Raw genomic sequence first — 16,814 nt, 5'->3', positions numbered from 1 at the left:
TTACACTGCGTTGCATGACTTCGAAAGAGAACAACTATTCATTCAGTCATGCGCCTTGTTTAAGCCCTTTTAAACTCTCGCTGAGTCATCACTTATTAACGTGGAATGGTATTATGAGCCTAGTTCACACTAGGCTTTTTTATGCTTGACTGAATCGCTAAGCATTGGAACTGGACTTGGTATTAGCATTTGTATTTGTATTTGTGTTAGTCCTGCGCGGTGTCAGAGCATGGCAATTCGTAAACCAGTTCTTGTACGCTTTTTGGAATACTACGGTAGCGTTTATCGATATGTAAGCGCGCGGCCATGGTGTCTTCAAACAGCATAAAATGACGCAGTAAGCACTCGTCGAGATCATCGGTTTCATCAGACCATGTTTCTTTCAAAAACGGTGTTAGAGAAGCTGCCGCGTGAGCATACATTATGATTTGCCATTTCAGATCCCACATACGAATCTGAGCTTCCGGAAAGTGGGTGTTATGCGCGTTAACCAAACCTTCGACAAAGTCTTCGATGTCTTCACCACTGCCAAGGAAATAATCGAGAAGGGCGTCTTCTTGGCGTACCGCATCGGCAATTAACTGTACGGGGCGTTTAAACAGCAACATATAAGCCATCATTCGCTTAGTAAATTCGAACAGCTGTACGTTGGCAGGAGCGGTTTTCGGTATGTTCTGATAGACAGTTGCTACATATTTCACGATAAAGTCATGTAATTCATCACTGATATCGTGCCAGATTTTTTCTTTGCTGCCGAAATGATGGCGTATCAGACTATGAGAAACGCCGGCTTTCTCACTGATGTTACGCAGAGATACACGTTCATATCCGAGTTCACAGAATAGCTCAGCAGCAACCTGTAATATGTCAGCCTTTGTTTGCTCTGCGTCTTGTGCACTTCTGCGCCCTTGCTTTCTTTCACTCATAATTTTTCAACTTAACGATCTTCTTGAGCTTGTTTCAGCTAATGTTAATGGCAACAATATTATATTGTCCAGTTGGTAAATAATACTTGATCTAGCTATCACTTTCAATATACTGCACGTTCGTATAGTAAATTGCTGTACAAGTGGCTAATAAAATAGAGATCTGTGTGATGGTTAATCGAAAATTGCGTTGGGTGTTAGGCACAGCTTTGTTCAGCTTGGCCGTAGCTGTGGGATTGAGTGGGTGTGACAGCGTGAATTCCCAAGAAATGGCGGAGCAAAACGCCGATAAGGTCATTAAGCCGGTGAAATTAATTAAAATGCCGGACCTTAATCAGCAACAGGTCAATAGTTTTATTGCCAAGTTGGATGCCACGGAGCGGGCTGTTCTGTCGTTTAATGTGTCGGGTGAAATCGCCTCAGCGATGCCGCATATGGGCCAGCAAATTAAGAAAGGTGAACTTTTAGCAAGCCTTGATCCAACTGATTATCAATTGGCCCTAGACGCGCGCCAAGCTGAGTATGACTTGGCGAGAACACAATATCTTCGTGCTAAAGCATTGATTAAAGAAACGTTAATCAGTAAAGATCAATTCGATCAAAACGAAACCAATTATAAAGTAGCTAAGGCGTTACTTGAGCAAGCAAAAACCGATTTAACCTATACCAAAATGCGAGCACCGTTTGACGGTGTTGTGTCATTAACTAGCGCAGAGGCGCATCAAGTAGTGGCAGCGAATCAACCGGTAATGAAAGTGCTTAACAACGCACTTATGGACGTGGTTTTCACTGTACCGGTAAGCTATGTATCTCAATACGGGGTAGAGGATATTAGTCGTTCTGCGGTGTGGGTCACGATGGACTTTGCCCGTGACAGAAAACTAGAAGCACACTTCAAAGAAATTTCTACCCAGCCCAATATTGATACCAACAGTTATACCGCACGCGTGACGGTGCGTCGCCCTGATGATCTAACCCTGCTAACCGGAATGAGTGGCCAGGTAAATATCGTCGCCCCAGACCAAACGAGTTTATTTACGTTACCAAAAAGCGCTTGGATCAGCCGCGAGGCGGGCAGTGGCTATGTGTGGAAGTATTCCGCATCACAAGGCGTGGTACACAAAACGTTGGTTGGGTTAGACGAAAATGGGTTTATACAAAGTGGTTTACAGCAAGGTGATTTAGTGGTGGAAACAGGCATTAATGGCCTCAATGAAGCTCAAAAAGTGAAACCTTGGGTTGAAGAGGACGGAATTTAATGAAATCGATCGTTTTTAGCACGCATATTCTAGCACTACTGTTGCTACAAGCCTGCACGCCAAACATAGAGCATAGGCCCAAGCCGCCGTTAATTTTGGATACCATCGAGGTATCTGCACCAGTGGACACGCAGTTTAGGCGGTTCAATGGTCAGGTCGTTGCGCCAGAATTGACTCCTTTAGCGTTTCGACTTGAAGGCGAAATCGTTGACGTGAAAGTGCAAGAAGGCGATGTGGTTGAAAAAGGACAAGTACTGGCTGTTTTGGACGATAGTCGACTCGTTCAAACCTTAAATGATGCTCAGGCCCGACTTGATTTAACTGCAAGGCAGCTTGAACGCGGTAAAGAACTACGCACCAGAGAGATGCTTTCATCTTCTGAGCTTGATGAATTACAAGCCAATTACAAACTGGCTGTAGCGAATGCCAAATTGGCCGAAGTTCAGCTCGGTTATACCCGCCTTAAAGCCCCGGTCGATGGCATTATTTCCGTGGTGTCTAAACAGGACTTTGAGCGCACCGATGCGGGAGAAACGGTTGTTAGCATTTACCAAAGTAGCGAGGTTTATGTAGAGATTTCTGTGTCTGATACAGTGTTAACGCGTCTAAAACCGTTATTGAGTGTGCCTAATTATCGTCCTTTAGGACATTTTAGCGGGCATAAAGGGCAGTATCCCCTTAATTACCTTGAACATACCAGCGAGCTTGATCCTGAATCTCAGACATATCAATTCTGGCTGAAGATGCCGCAAGTGAACCCTAAGATTTTACCCGGCACTAATGTGCAGGTGAGTATTGATATGGTCAAAGCCCAAATGGGTTTATTACAAGGCTTTGAATTACCCATGACTGCGATCGATTCAGCTGAGCAACACGGACAATTCAGAGTGTGGAAAATTCAAGATAATCAAGCAGTGGCTACCCCTGTTGAGGTAAGCCAAGTGAAATCGAATGGGGCAATCGTTTTGAGCGGTATTCGTGAGGGAGATGTGATCGCCAATTCCAATCTGAGAAAATTACGCCAAGGGATGACAGTTCAAGGAGCTACGCAGTGAACATCGCAGAATATTCAATTAAATACAAAGTCATCAGTGGGTTATTTTTAGTTCTGTTAACCCTTGGCGGCATTTCTGCTTTTAATGGTTTGGGCCGCTTAGAAGACCCCGCTTTTACCTTAAAAGATGCGTTGATAATTGCAACTTACCCAGGTGCGACACCACAAGAAGTGGAAGAAGAGTTAACCTACCCATTAGAGCGTGAAATTCGACAGCTACCCTATATCGATAATATTACGTCGATTTCTTCTCGTGGTATGTCTCAGCTTAAAGTCAGCATGAAATCGATTTACGGGCCCGAAATTTTGCCACAAATTTGGGATGAAATGCGTCGTAAAATCAATGATGCCCAACCCACATTGCCTTCTGGCGTAAGTTCACTGCAAATTCTTGACGATTTCGGCGACGTATTCGGCATTATGATCATGATAACCGGAGACGGCTATGATGCGGTGGAGCTAAAACGTTACGCAGATCAACTTAGGCGTGAACTTGAGCTCGTCAAAGGAGTGGGTAAGGTCGCAGTCGCGGGAGATCAAACTGAACAACTTTTTGTGGAGTTATCGCTAGAGCGGTTGGCGTCACTTAATTTGGATATGAGCACGGTAACGGGCTTACTGAACCAACAAAACAGCGTGCAACAGTCTGGCCAAGTCATGGTCAATGGCGAGTCATTGATTATTCGCCCGAGTGGTACGCTAAGCTCGGTTGAAGAATTAGAGAACTTGATTATTCATGGACGTGACACAGGAAACCTTATTCGGTTAAAAGATGTCGCCACGGTTTCCCGCGGTATCGCAGAACGTCCGAGTAATGTGGTGACCTTCAATGGTAGTCAAGCCATCAGCTTAGGTATTTCATTCGCTCCAGGGGTAAACGTAGTTGATGTGGGGGCGCATATAGAAGAAGAGTTTGAGACCCTACAAAGTATTAAACCCGCGGGCGTAGAGCTTAATTATTTTTATAATCAGGCCACCGAGGTGGATAAATCGGTTAGCAATTTCGTGCTCAGCTTAGCTCAAGCGGTTGGAATTGTTATCGTGGTGCTGCTATTTGCAATGGGGCTGCGTAGCGGGATTATTATCGGGGCGGTTTTACTGCTCACTGTATTCGGCACCTTCATGCTGATGAGTTACACGGGTATCGAACTGCATCGAATTTCACTTGGTGCATTGATTATCGCCTTAGGGATGTTAGTGGACAACGCTATCGTTGTAGTGGAAGGGATATTAGTGGGCCTCAAAAAAGGTCGCACTCGACTGCAAGCATCGAAGGATATCGTAACGCAAACTCAATGGCCTTTGCTCGGGGCAACTATCATTGCCATTGCAGCCTTTGCACCTATCGGTTTGTCTGAGGATGCGACAGGCGAGTTTATGGGGTCGCTGTTTTGGGTGTTGTGTTATTCGCTGTTTTTAAGTTGGATAACCGCCCTGACACTAACCCCGTTTTTAGCCAATCTTTTACTCAAAGAAAACCCTGCCAAAGAAGGCGATGAAGCGAGTGACAGTGAAGATGATGATGCATACAAAGGGGCACTGTTCGTTATTTTTGGCTCTATGCTTCGTTTTGCTTTGCGCTTTCGCTGGGTAACTGTCGCTGCCATGGTGGCTCTTTTAGTGTTAGCTGTTATTGGTTTTGGCAATGTAAAGCAGTCGTTCTTTCCTGCGTCAAACACACCTATGTTTCATGTGGATATTTGGATGCCCCAAGGAACTGATATTCAACAAACCATTAAGCAAAGTGCAGAGGTTGAAGAATATTTAGGCCAACTAGATCACGTTGAGTTCGTGGCATCTACCGTCGGCCAAGGCATGCAGCGTTTTATGTTGACCTATCAACCTGAGCAAAGCTACGCCGCATTCGCCCAAATGACGGTCAGGGTCGATACCCGAGAAAACATGTTCGCGCTACTTGATGGGTTAGAAGCTGACTTGAATAAATCCTTTAGCCACCCGACGTTTCGGTTACGGGTGATGGAGTTTGGTCCTACACCTGCATCTAAAATTGAAGCGCGTGTAATAGGCTCTGATCCACAAGTACTGCGTAGTATTGCGCGGCAAATTGAAGACGTGTTTAACGCAGATCCTGGGGCACGCAATGTTCGCCATGATTGGCGCGAGCGCACTAAAGAATTAGTGCCGCAGTTCAATGAGCCTAAGGCACGCCGACTAGGGATCTCCAAACAAGACTTGTCCAGTACGTTGCAAATGGCATTTGGTGGCAGCACCATAGGCATTATCCGCGATGGTACCCATATGTTACCTGTTATCACTCGCCTGCCAGAGCAAGAGCGAGTCGATTTTGAGTCCTTGGCAAATTTAAATATTTGGAGCCCAACACTACAAACGTACATTCCTGTAGAGCAGATAATTGATGGCGTGAAAATGGATTGGGTTGACCCCCTAATATTGCGCCGCGATAGAAAACGTACATTAACTGTGATGGCCGATCACGATGTATTGGGAGATGAAACCGCGGCCTCCTTGTTTGCTCGACTGCGCCCTAAAGTAGAAGCATTGCCTTTACCCGAGGGTTACGAGCTCGCTTGGGGCGGTGAATATGAGTCGACGAATGATGCACAGGCTGCCATGTTTCAATCCTTGCCTATCGGCGCACTGGTAATGTTCATTATTACCGTGTTCTTGTTCAACTCAGTGCGCAAACCGTTAGTGATTTGGTTTACTGTACCGCTGGCGATTATTGGTGTTTCATTTGGTTTGCTAGCAACCGGAATGCCCTTTAGCTTCACTGCTTTATTAGGTTTGCTAAGTTTGAGCGGCATGATATTGAAAAACGGCATTGTGTTGATGGATCAAATCAATATTGAACTGGCGTCAGGGAAAGAGACTTATAACGCCGTTTTCGATAGCGCTTTGAGCAGGGTACGCCCTGTGAGTATGGCGGCCATGACAACTATTTTAGGCATGGTGCCTCTTATGTTTGATGCTTTCTTTGGCTCTATGGCAATTACCATTATGGCTGGGTTAGGGTTCGCTACGGTATTAACGCTTATCGTGGTACCTGTACTGTTTGCTATTTTTTATAAAGTAAAACCCGCATCGGCGTAATTTGCTGAGATAAATTTTAGGACGTTAACAACGTCATGTTTAGCAGCCTGCACAGGCACTTTGGCCCTACATATGTAGGGCCTTTTTTATTGGGGGCTCAACTTTTCGTTTAGTTCGCTCTTAAATGATTTAATATTTCGCAGTTCTTGATTTGGTGGTTGTCACAGCTGTTTGCTAAAGCTTGCAGGTTTTTTTCCAGCTGTTGTAATTCATATTGAGCAACCCGTATTTTTTCAAGTTGCTGGGTAATTAACGCGTCTACCTCTGCACAAGGGGCATTGTCATCACTTTGGATCGAAACCAATCTTTTTATATCCGCTAGCGGCATTCTCAGCTCTTTGCAGCGCCGTATAAAGTTAAGGGAGGATACATCTTGCTGTTGATAGTAGCGGTAACCGTTATCTCCTCGCTTTGCTTTAGGCAATAAGCCGACATCTTCGTAATAACGAATTGTTTTGGCGTTTACGTTTGTTACCTTGGCTAATTGTTTAATTTGCATCATGATTTGACCTTCCTGTAACTGGAAGGTTTATTCTACCCTTAACAAACAGCAATTCAATGGGGATAACATGAGCGAATGTTGTGGTGTAAACGCCCAGGATAAAGAGCAACGTACTTTGCTGTGGACGGTTTTGGGTCTCAATGGCGCTATGTTTTTTGTGGAATTCATCGCGGGCTGGATAGGTCAGTCAAGCGGCTTAATGGCGGACTCGCTGGATATGCTGGCAGATGCCATGGTCTACTTGGTAGGCCTTTATGCTGTCGGTAAAGCCATAGAGTATAAAGCGAAAGCGGCGTTGTTTAACGGTTCATTGCAGCTGTTATTAGCAGGTTTTATCTTATTTGATGTGCTGATGCGCATTATAAACGGCAGTCAGCCTCAAACGGCCGTTATGTTATGGGTATCGTTATTGGCTTTAGGGGTGAACTTATTTTGCTTCGTATTACTTTCTCGCTACCGAGCGGGTGACATTAATATGCGCGCCAGCTGGATTTGCTCACGTAACGACATGGTTGCCAATGTGGGGGTAATTGTGTCTGCTGGGCTGGTGGTGTGGTTAGATTCGGCGATACCAGATTTGGTCATCGGCGGCATTATTGCGCTGGTGATAGTGCAATCGTCGTGGAAAATTGTCGCAGAAGCGAAAGACATTTTAACAAGTAACCCTGAGGTTGCATCGCGTACTATAGATAACCCAAACGAAGGACCGCCATCACAAAAAGAGCAGGGGGCTAAAAAACAGTCATCGTCTTGTTGCGGATCCTACACTCATTCCAACAAATAATTTCCCTGTCAGAATTAATCCTAAATTGCGATAGGTAATTAGCAATAAAAAAGCGACGGTTAATTGTCGCTTTCATTTTCTAGAATGAGTTCAAACACTGAGTTGGCTAGTCGTGCTCGCTACGAATATGCCCTTTGCTTGAGTCAGTCCAGTGGCCTTCCGATAATGATAAGATAACAGCATCAACGTCATGTAAGAGCGCTTCTGATTCAGCGGTAAAACAGCCTCCGATCACGACCAAACTTTGATCTTCCAACTCCCCTAACTTAGTCAGTGCCTTTTGTACTAAGCTACTTTTCACCATATTTTTACGATCATGAGGAAAGGTAATTAACGTGCAAGTGTCCTCGAGTTGCGATTCGCAGCTCTCCGCTAACTTTTTGTATTCTGTTGGTACACGCTCTTTGACTAAATAAGACTCTAAATGCTTTTGAATGTGAAATTTCATAACTTACTAATAGATTATCAATAAAAAGTAACAATATGGCTTCGCCATATCAGTTTACGTGTTTCGACACCCGCAGAATAAACCGCGAATCAAACACAGTTTAATGCTAACTACTTGAATTTTATCGGCTAATATCTCGTATGCATAATAAGTAAAAGTCGATTATAAATAAACTTACCCCAGTGGCAAATGGAATTAAAGGATTGTTTTAAATTTGTGCGGTTTTCTTTTTTAGCGGCATAAAAAAGGGCGCCATAAAGGCGCCCTAAACACACACTAACTCTCAGGGAAAGGTTAGAAGGTTACGCTTAGAAATTCGCACGCAACTGCACACCAAAGTAACGCTCTGCATCACGTGGGATTTGATAACGGAAGTTATCGCCACTGTACGTGGTGACAAAGCTCTTATCGGTTAGGTTTTTACCGATTAAGCTGATGCGATAGGCATCGTCGTCAAACGAGAAGGCCAAGCTTGCGTTTAAAATGCCGTAGTCTGGTAGCAAATCGATTGCTGTTGCTGTTCCGCCAGGGGCGCCAGCGTACATTTCATCTGTGTACACGTATGAGCTGTTTAAGATAACGTTCATATCTTCTAGCTCCCATAGGTATTCACCTGTGACTGAGTACTTAAGATCAGGCGAGAAGGGTAAGTCAGCACCTGAACGACCAGTACATTCTGTATCTGTAACAGGGCATTTGAATTCATCCACTTCTGCGTCAACTTTTGATAAACCACCGGTTAGGGTGAAGTTATCAGTTACTTGCCACATCAAATCAAACTCAATACCTTCAGTAATAACCGAGCCGGCGTTGGTTAAACGCGTGATGGTAACGCCATCAAGTAATTCTGAGTTGTTTGCTTGAAAGCCATCAATTTCCGTTCTGAAAATCGCTGCGTTGAAAATTAAATCGTTGTTAGCGTATTTATACCCTAACTCATAGGCATCAGAGGTTTCTTTGTCGATTGGCAAGGTATCTGTTGCTGACATGTTGTAAAACACGTTAAACGCAGGGCCTTTATAACCTTGCGAGAAGGTGAAATAGGTCATGCTGTTGTCGGTCAAGTCGTACTGAACACCTAACTTACCGGATACGTTGGTTTCGTCAGTTTCGCCTTGGTAGTCAGTTTCGAAGCTACGTACACCAACACCTGTACGTTTGTATTCATCGTTACTGCTACGGTTATGGCTGTAGCTCACCTCATCGTCTGTGTAACGAATACCGAAGAGTAAACGCAAGTCATCATTGATGTGATATTTACCGTCTGCGAATAATGCCCAGTTATCAAACTGAGTACGCATAAAAGCAGTCGCACTGACAATATCGTTGGCATTACAGCTTAGGTTTTCATCGCTGATGAATTGGTTAATCTCTTCATCTGACGGATTTTCAACACCAAAGTTTTCAGTTAAGTAGGTGCCGATCGCTGCCGGAAATTGACCACCGTTGTTTTGGCAACTAGCGTCACGGGTAAAGTTACGCTCAGATTTTTGTGTCCACCAAAATGCGCCTAATTGGTAGTCAAAGTCACCGCCAACAGGTGAAGCAATGCGGAATTCTTGTGAGGTTTGCTTCCAGTTTTGTACGCCAGTGTCGTGTAGTTGGAATGACACGCCGCCATCAGGTACGCTACCGAAATTCACTGGCAAAGGAATAGAGCCCGTGGTTGAGGTGAAATCACCTTCGCGGAACTCTGTGTTATCCCAGCTACGGTGAGCTGTGATTGAAGTGAATTCGTGGTTACCAATCATTTTATCAACTTGAACTGAGAAACCAGTGGTTTCATCAATAGTGCGCGTTTCAAAATCATGGTCAATTTTACGCTGGTCTAGATCTAAATCGCCTGCGCCAGTGCTGTCTGGTGCTGCTTCAGAGGTGACATATCGATTACTTGGTGCCAATTCTAAATCTGCACAACAGTTATCATTCGATTTAACGTTTTCGAAGATAAATAAGATGTCGGTATCGTTACCGGCATCAATGTCTAACATACCGCGGATACCTTCTTTATCGTAGCCGTTGGTGGTTTCGTTGTTATAAACGTTGTCGATGTAGCCGTCGAACTGAGACTTAAGCACAGTTAGGCTACCGTTAACATTGTCGTTTAACGCACCGGTGACACTGGTTTTTAAGCGGTATTCGTTATCTTGAAAAAGGGTAACTTCTGCAGAACCACCAAATTCATCAGAGGGGCGCTTGGTCGTAATGTTAACCACACCGGCCGATGCATTTTTACCAAACAAGGTGCCTTGGGGGCCACGAAGCACTTCGATGCGCTCTAAGTCATATAAATCAACGAAAGCCTGTCCAGAACGTCCTAGCACTACACCATCAACAACGGTTGATACGCTTGGCTCTGCAGCGACACTGAATGAAATTGTACCAATACCACGTACGGTAATAGCTGAGTTACGGTTCGTGTTACCTTTTCGGAAACTGACTGAAGGGACTAACGCTTGTAAACCTTCAATGTTTGCTGAGAACGCAGAGTTAATCTGATCTTCACGCAGCACAGATACAGCAACAGGAACTTCGTTGAGGTTTTCTACGCGTTTTTGTGACGTAACGGTAATTTTTTCCATTAAGCCTTTATCTTCTGCTGGCGCTGCTTCTTGTGCGCTAGCGGCGAAGCCGATTGTCATGCACGTGCCTATCGCTAGTGCGCGCGTAATGCCTGTGTGTAGTGTGCTAGGTTTTAGTAACATGGTGTTCTCCACGATCTCTGTTTTAGGGGTAAGTCCAGTGTTCAATTTTTGTGTGTCCAAACAAAAATGGAATGTGTGTGCACTTTGGCCTACCGTTCTTCATTTAATATTCCGTACCACTTATTGGTGAAACGGACATTGTGATGACTTATAGGGCATCTTGTGTCATACATTAGATGTCTTATATAAGACAAAAGATATGCAAAATTTAACCATAAAGTTAACTAATTGCAATCTTTTTGTTAAAACAATTTCTATATTTACAAAGGCGGGAAATTACCGAGGCATGACTGCACAAGCCCAGTTTTATTGGGCTTAGTAGTCGTAGGTAAAGCGCTAAATCTGCGTTAGCTTATAGTGGTTATAAGTAGAATTGATACAATTTAGTAACAGAATCACTCAACATCAACCGTGCACTGGTCAACGGACGTTTCTAATAGTGTTAACCAATCATTGCCGTAATTCTGCTTGAACCATTGGCGCATATTTTTTGATGCATCTTTAAATGCTTGTTTTTCTGCCGGAGTGGGGCGATAGACAGTGCCGCCTGCTTTTTCGAACAATTTGTAGGAATTCGCTTCTTGATTGAAAACCAAATCATTGGCAGCTTTTTGCTGGTGAACAAACCCCTGTTCAATGATGTCTTGAATATCTTCAGGTAGGGATTGCCAAACAGGTTCTGAGAACCACCACAGCGCGGCCATGTAAGAATGACCGTCGAGCACTATGTATTTTAAATGCTCTTCTAGTTTAGCGCCGATAATATCTTGAATACCATTTTTGCTGCCTTCAACTACGCCTGTGGCTAACGCAGTATAAAGTTCTGCCCACGACACCGGAGTAGGGTTAGCACCTAATTGGCGCACCAGCTCTTGCTGAATTTTTGCTGGGGTAGTACGAATTTTTTGCCCTGCTAAATCGTCGGGGTGATGAATGGGCTTGGTGGTGGTAGCGAAATTACGCCAGCCGCCTGTGTTAGTAACGCCCATTAGGCGTATTTGCAGGTTTTTGTCTAACACTGTGCTGCGCATTTTACTTAAAATAGGCCCGTCTAGTACGCATTGCGCTTGCTTGTCGTTATCAAAAACATAGGGTAAATCGAGTACCTGAGCAGGCGCAAAAAAGTTGCCCGTGCCACCTGCTGTGGTAGGAAACATCTCAAGCACACCCTTTTGCAGGTTACCTATACATTCAGGTACGCCCCCGCAAAACTGGCCCGAGGAATACAGTTGCACTTGTACTCGGCCGTTGCTGGTTTTTTCAACATATTCTTTAAAAGCAAGCAGCCCTACGTAATCCTCATCTTGGGTAGAAGCTTGAATAGAAGCCTTGATAATAAATTCGGCGCGATCCGAATTAGCATTGATAATGCCAAACATACTGGCAGCAGCAATAACAGCATAAACAGTGAGTAGGGCGATACGTTTTGTATTCATATTAAGCAAACCCAAACAGGCGAGGTAGGGTCATAGTGACCGCTGGAAAATAGGTTATGATGAAGATCACCAAGGCTTCTACTGCTAAAAACGGCAGCATTTCATAGGCAATGTTCTCCGTTTTTTCACCCGATACGGACGCTGCCACAAACAGAACCAAGCCCATGGGCGGCGTGGCGAGACCCACAGTTAAGTTCACGCACATGATCACGGCAAAATGCAGTGGGTCGATGCCCAGTGAGATAAAAATAGGCGCTAACACAGGGCCGAGGATTAATATCGCTGGGCCTGCATCTAAAAACATACCGATAGCGAATAAGAACAAGTTGATAATAAGTAATAACAGTAAAACGTTATCGGTAATGCCAACTATCTGCTCTGCAAGCATGTCGGCCATGCCTGAGACGGTAATGATCCACGCAAAGGTAACGGCTGAGCCAACCAATAGTAAAATAGTGCCTGATTGCACCGCCGCGTTAACCAATATGTGCGGTAACTTGCCAAACTTGAGGGTATTGGTGACAAACAAGGTAATAATCAGTGCATAACCCGCTGCAGCGGCAGCGGCTTCAGTAGGCGTAAATACACCTAGTACGATACCACCAAGTAAAATAACCGGAGTCAGCAGAGGTAAAAAAGAGGTTTTAAGGGCGCTGCCGCGCTCATACCAAGTCGCCTTTTGATTGGCCACTGGATAATTACGCTTTTTGGCAATGCGGCTGGTAACAAACATCAAGCCAGCACAAATGAGTAAGCCTGGGGTAATGCCAGCTAAGAACATACCAGCCACAGAGACATTCATGATAAATGCATACAAAATCATGATCCCAGAAGGGGGAATAATGGGGCCAATGACGGATGATGCCGCGGTGACGGCTGCAGCAAAGCGTCTGCTGTAGCCGTTTTCTTCCATAGCCGGAATGAGCATTTTACCCAACGCTGAGGTATCAGCGACCGCAGAGCCAGACAAACCAGCGAACAGCACTGAGGATAAAATATTGACTTGGGCTAACCCACCACGGTAATGACCGATTAAGGTTTGACTAAAGCGTACAATGGATTGCGTGATGCCACCTTGGTTCATCAACTCGCCGGCTAAGATGAAAAAAGGCACAGCCATCAAGGGGAATGAATTCATTCCCGAATATAAGCGCGTTAGTAGGGCTGAGAAAAATACCTCGTTGCCATCTAGCATTAAGCTCACACCTGGGCCAATCAACAGAGCGAATACCACGGGCGTGCCCGCGGTGAGCAACAATATAAAAACCCAAAAATAACTGATAGACATATTATTCAACTTCCATGGGAGGGATCGTTTGCTCTGTGAGATAGTCACGGGCAAAAAGTTGTTTGATCAGATTTTCGATACCCACTAAAAATAGGGCGACAAACATCAAAGGAGCGCAGGCGTAAAAGTACGCCAGTTTAACGGGCATCGACGAGGCGTAAATTTCAAAGCCGCCTTGCCAAAACGCCACGCTTTGTTTGAAAAACAGTGCGCTTATAATAATGACCAATATGGTGATGATGATTTCTGAGACTCTGCGTAGTACTTTAGGCAAGGCATCGGCAAACATCTCGATAGACACATTTAAGTTTTCACGATACGCCCAAGGGGCAACCAAACAGGCGACCCATACCATCAGATATTTTGCGAGCTCTTCGGTCCAAGCGAGGGAGTCGTTTAACACGTAGCGGTAGAACACCTGGGCTAATATCATCAGCAACATCGCGCTCAGTAATACGCCTGCGATATTTTTGCCAAGAGTGCTAATGGCATAATTGACCTTACCAAGCGGGCGATTAATGGCTAAAAACCCGCGACTGACAGCATTTTGCATGAGGTGTTCTCCGACTGCGCTAACGTGCTATTTAGGCCAGTAATGGCTGATTTGCGGTTGCTGATCAGTCAATTCGTCTGTGTGCTCAACATCTGGGCCTAACGGTATACGCTTACCTTTAGGCACAAACACCGCCATTTCTTGCGCGCCTAGCGTCAGGTTATACACCTTGCCACCTTGATAGGTTTGCTCGCTTGGGAATCGCTGCCATTCGCCTTCAGGCAAATAGAACTCTACTTCGCCACCGGGTTTTAAACAGGGGGCTACAAGCATGTCATCACCAAACATAAACTGAGATTCAAAGGCTGCCGCCACGCGATCGTTAGGGAACGCTAAAGGCATCGCACGCATCAAAGGCACACTGGTGTTGCTTGCTTGTTGCATGGCATTGTAAATGTAAGGAATTAAGCGATAGCGCAATACTAAGGCTTGATTAACAGCTTCTTCAGCTTCGGGGCCGTAGCTCCATGGTTCTCGTTGACCTATGCCATGCAAACGCATGTGAGCGCTGAAAACAGCGGCTTGTGACCAACGGATAAACAGCTCTTGATCACGGGTATCTTTAAAGAAACCACCCACATCAGTAGCAAAATAAGGAGCACCCGACATACCCCAAGATAGCGCGCCGCGAATACTTGCGCTTAATCCGCCCCAATCAGCTTGAGGGTCGCCGCCCCATTGGCTAGGGAAACGTTGCGAGCCTGTCCATGCAGAGCGGCTAAACAAGAAGGGGCCATTTTTGGAATATTTTTCAGCGGCTTCGTACACACATTTGTTGTATAAAAAACTGTATACATTGTGCAGACGATCACCTGAGTCGCCACTGTGAGCTAGCATGTTGTCATCTTCTACTTGCTCACCGAAATCGGCTTTGATCATATCCACGCCTAAATCAAACAGTGGTTTGTGTGACTCCATCCAAAACTGATAGGCATCAGGGTGGGTGAAATCGACTATGCCTGATTCTGGTAACGGGGTAAGCACTTCAGCGAACGCACTCATATCCCACTGGTATTGATACGCTTCGCCGGTGCGTTTGTCTTTAAGCAGCCAGCCTTTTTTGGCCATTTCTTTGAAAAGAGGATGCTGAATTGACACCAAAGGGTATTCCCAGATACATACTTTAAAGTTGTCGGCTTTGAGTTTGTTGATCACTGCCGCTGGGTCGTCAAAGCGTTTAGGATCCCATTCAAAAGCAAAGCGAGTGTCGGTGTCTTGCCATGCACGGCCGTCAAGCGTGATAACATCACAAGGCATTTTGTGGTCACGCACGTCTTTCGCTGTGGCCAACAACTCAGGTACGTCTTTGTAATACGCTTTAGACAAAATAACCCCTAAGCTCCAAACCGGAGGAGTAGGGGCTTTGCCGGTTAAATCTGTGTAGGTGTTGATGATGGCATTGCCATCTTCACCGTGCATCAAGAACATATCTAGGCATTCATCTTCCACCAAAACACCGTAAGCGCGCTGAGACCAAGTGGCATAGCCCACTGCATGTGTTACCGGCGCTGGGGTATGAACAAATACGCCCCAACCACTTGGACTCCAGCAGAAGGGGGTATTTTTATAGGAAATTTCAGCGTTTACACCAAGTGCATCATGATTATAAGAGCGCACAAGTTGACCACGTTTGTTTAAGCCACCCCATTTCTCACCTAAGCCGTACACAGCTTCGTCTGTATCCAGCTCTAGGCTTAGCAACCAGCCTTTGTCTACTTTTGCTAAAGGCGGTAAGCGGTAGCGACGAACAAAGTGCCCATCGGTAGCGGTTTTTTGAATCGTTTTGTTGTCTTGGGTGAGCTCAAAGGTAAATGGACTGTGGGTAATCACTAGCTTACTGTCACCAGCAATCAGGGTAGTGTGTTGTTCACTTTGCACTATATCAGCAGGAATAATATCCGGTGTTGAAACGAGTAGGCCATAATCAGCTTGACCTTGTTTACCAATTCGTAAACGCACACCAAAAGCATGAAATGCGATGTGTAAATCACCCTGAGATGTAGGCAATGACACACTTCCGTCACCTTGTACGCTAGCTGTGCCAGTCACATCTGCTTGCGGTATATCGTTCCAATTCGGGGCTGTAACATCAAACAAAGATGTATTTGTAGACATGAATTTCTCTCACTCGTGATATTGACACAATAGGGGACCGCAAATGCTAGCATTGAGTCGCTGCGAATGGCCCTTACAATCTTATATAAGATATAAGTTATAGCAGTGTTAAATTCTTGTCAATCTTTGTTGGTTATTATGATCTTTCAAGTTAACTGAGAATAATAGCCAAATATACAATCGTTAACGAGGCGCTAGTCAATAAATAGACGCAATAAAACCGGTTCGGCCGCGAGAGGGGAGGTGTTAACGAGCTAATACGGATGTTACAACTTGTAATGATATGCTGTCTTTTATTCGTAAACACCATACTAGGATGAAAAAGCAATGCGCGCTGAACTAAGAGCAAAAATGATAAAGGTATGCGATGGGAAAATCGCAACCAAGGGTGAGAATGTCGGTCTTTCATTCTATGCATTTTTTGCTAATAAGAATGACGATCCTGCGCTTTTGATGGAGGCCGCAACCTGGTGGATTGAAACACATCAGTTAGATCACTTTGTAAAGGCGCGCATAATCAAAGAAATGGTTCAACAAAACCTTTAAGTTAAACCCCTATGCCTTGAGGCGGCAACGCTCTGTCAGCTGGTATTTCTGCTTAATTGGTTAAATTAGCGCTTTTCTGGGGCACTATGTTGTGTCACGGTTGTCTAGTTATCGCGTTACACAGGT

At 45.0% G+C, this 16,814-nt stretch carries 13 protein-coding genes; 5 read left to right on the top strand and 8 right to left on the bottom strand.

Annotation, left to right across the window (positions count from 1 at the left end; genetic code table 11):
* Positions 1-206: 206 nt before the first annotated feature.
* Positions 207-926, bottom strand: coding sequence for a TetR/AcrR family transcriptional regulator (locus GCHA_RS06215; RefSeq protein ID WP_007986249.1), 720 nt, complete (start codon positions 924-926; stop codon positions 207-209).
* Positions 927-1,096: 170 nt separating this feature from the next.
* On the opposite strand from GCHA_RS06215, the gene GCHA_RS06210 reads away from it, so the two are divergent.
* The 3 genes from GCHA_RS06210 to GCHA_RS06200 are packed head-to-tail and all read left to right on the top strand — an operon-like array spanning position 1,097 to position 6,311.
* The gene (locus GCHA_RS06210) at positions 1,097-2,185 is read left to right on the top strand and encodes an efflux RND transporter periplasmic adaptor subunit (RefSeq protein ID WP_007986247.1); all 1,089 of its coding nucleotides are present in this window, start codon (positions 1,097-1,099) and stop codon (positions 2,183-2,185) included.
* A complete protein-coding gene (locus GCHA_RS06205) occupies positions 2,185-3,240 on the top strand; it encodes an efflux RND transporter periplasmic adaptor subunit (protein ID WP_007986245.1) in 1,056 nt (351 codons plus the stop codon). The genes GCHA_RS06210 and GCHA_RS06205 overlap by 1 nt, the downstream gene beginning before the upstream one ends.
* The gene (locus tag GCHA_RS06200) at positions 3,237-6,311 is read left to right on the top strand and encodes an efflux RND transporter permease subunit (protein WP_007986242.1); all 3,075 of its coding nucleotides are present in this window, start codon (positions 3,237-3,239) and stop codon (positions 6,309-6,311) included. Before GCHA_RS06205 ends, GCHA_RS06200 begins: the two co-directional genes overlap by 4 nt.
* 109 nt (positions 6,312-6,420) lie before the next feature.
* Here GCHA_RS06200 and GCHA_RS06195 read toward each other — a convergent pair whose 3' ends face one another.
* Entirely contained in the window at positions 6,421-6,810 is a 390-nt protein-coding gene (locus GCHA_RS06195; RefSeq protein ID WP_191865659.1) for a Cd(II)/Pb(II)-responsive transcriptional regulator, read from the bottom strand.
* 70 nt (positions 6,811-6,880) lie between these two features.
* Between GCHA_RS06195 and GCHA_RS06190 the strand changes: the two genes are divergently transcribed.
* Positions 6,881-7,597 carry a cation efflux transmembrane domain-containing protein gene (locus GCHA_RS06190; protein WP_007986238.1) on the top strand — a complete coding sequence of 239 codons (717 nt, stop codon included), beginning with the start codon at positions 6,881-6,883 and terminating at the stop codon, positions 7,595-7,597.
* Between the two features lie 106 nt (positions 7,598-7,703).
* On the opposite strand, the gene GCHA_RS06185 is transcribed toward GCHA_RS06190, so the two are convergent.
* From GCHA_RS06185 to GCHA_RS06160, 6 genes are all read right to left on the bottom strand, one after another.
* Positions 7,704-8,045, bottom strand: coding sequence for a hypothetical protein (locus GCHA_RS06185; RefSeq protein ID WP_007986236.1), 342 nt, complete (start codon positions 8,043-8,045; stop codon positions 7,704-7,706).
* A gap of 308 nt (positions 8,046-8,353) precedes the next feature.
* Positions 8,354-10,750, bottom strand: a complete 2,397-nt coding sequence (locus GCHA_RS06180) for a TonB-dependent receptor (protein WP_007986235.1) — start codon at positions 10,748-10,750, stop codon at positions 8,354-8,356.
* A 395-nt stretch (positions 10,751-11,145) separates the two neighbouring features.
* Entirely contained in the window at positions 11,146-12,186 is a 1,041-nt protein-coding gene (locus GCHA_RS06175; RefSeq protein ID WP_007986233.1) for a TRAP transporter substrate-binding protein, read from the bottom strand.
* 1 nt (position 12,187) lies between these two features.
* Complete coding sequence (locus GCHA_RS06170; RefSeq protein ID WP_007986231.1) at positions 12,188-13,474, bottom strand: TRAP transporter large permease; 1,287 nt, start codon at positions 13,472-13,474, stop codon at positions 12,188-12,190.
* 1 nt (position 13,475) lies between these two features.
* A complete protein-coding gene (locus GCHA_RS06165) occupies positions 13,476-14,027 on the bottom strand; it encodes a TRAP transporter small permease (protein WP_007986229.1) in 552 nt (183 codons plus the stop codon).
* A gap of 27 nt (positions 14,028-14,054) precedes the next feature.
* A complete protein-coding gene (locus GCHA_RS06160) occupies positions 14,055-16,142 on the bottom strand; it encodes a glycoside hydrolase family 31 protein (protein ID WP_007986227.1) in 2,088 nt (695 codons plus the stop codon).
* A gap of 327 nt (positions 16,143-16,469) precedes the next feature.
* Here GCHA_RS06160 and GCHA_RS06155 point away from each other — a divergent pair, with 327 nt between their 5' ends.
* Positions 16,470-16,688, top strand: a complete 219-nt coding sequence (locus GCHA_RS06155) for a DUF6500 family protein (protein WP_007986226.1) — start codon at positions 16,470-16,472, stop codon at positions 16,686-16,688.
* Positions 16,689-16,814 lie beyond the last annotated feature (126 nt).

The organism is Paraglaciecola chathamensis S18K6 (assembly GCA_000314955.1).
GTDB classification, from domain to species: Bacteria; Pseudomonadota; Gammaproteobacteria; order Enterobacterales; family Alteromonadaceae; genus Paraglaciecola; species Paraglaciecola chathamensis.
This window is presented reverse-complemented; position numbering and strand designations above follow the sequence as displayed.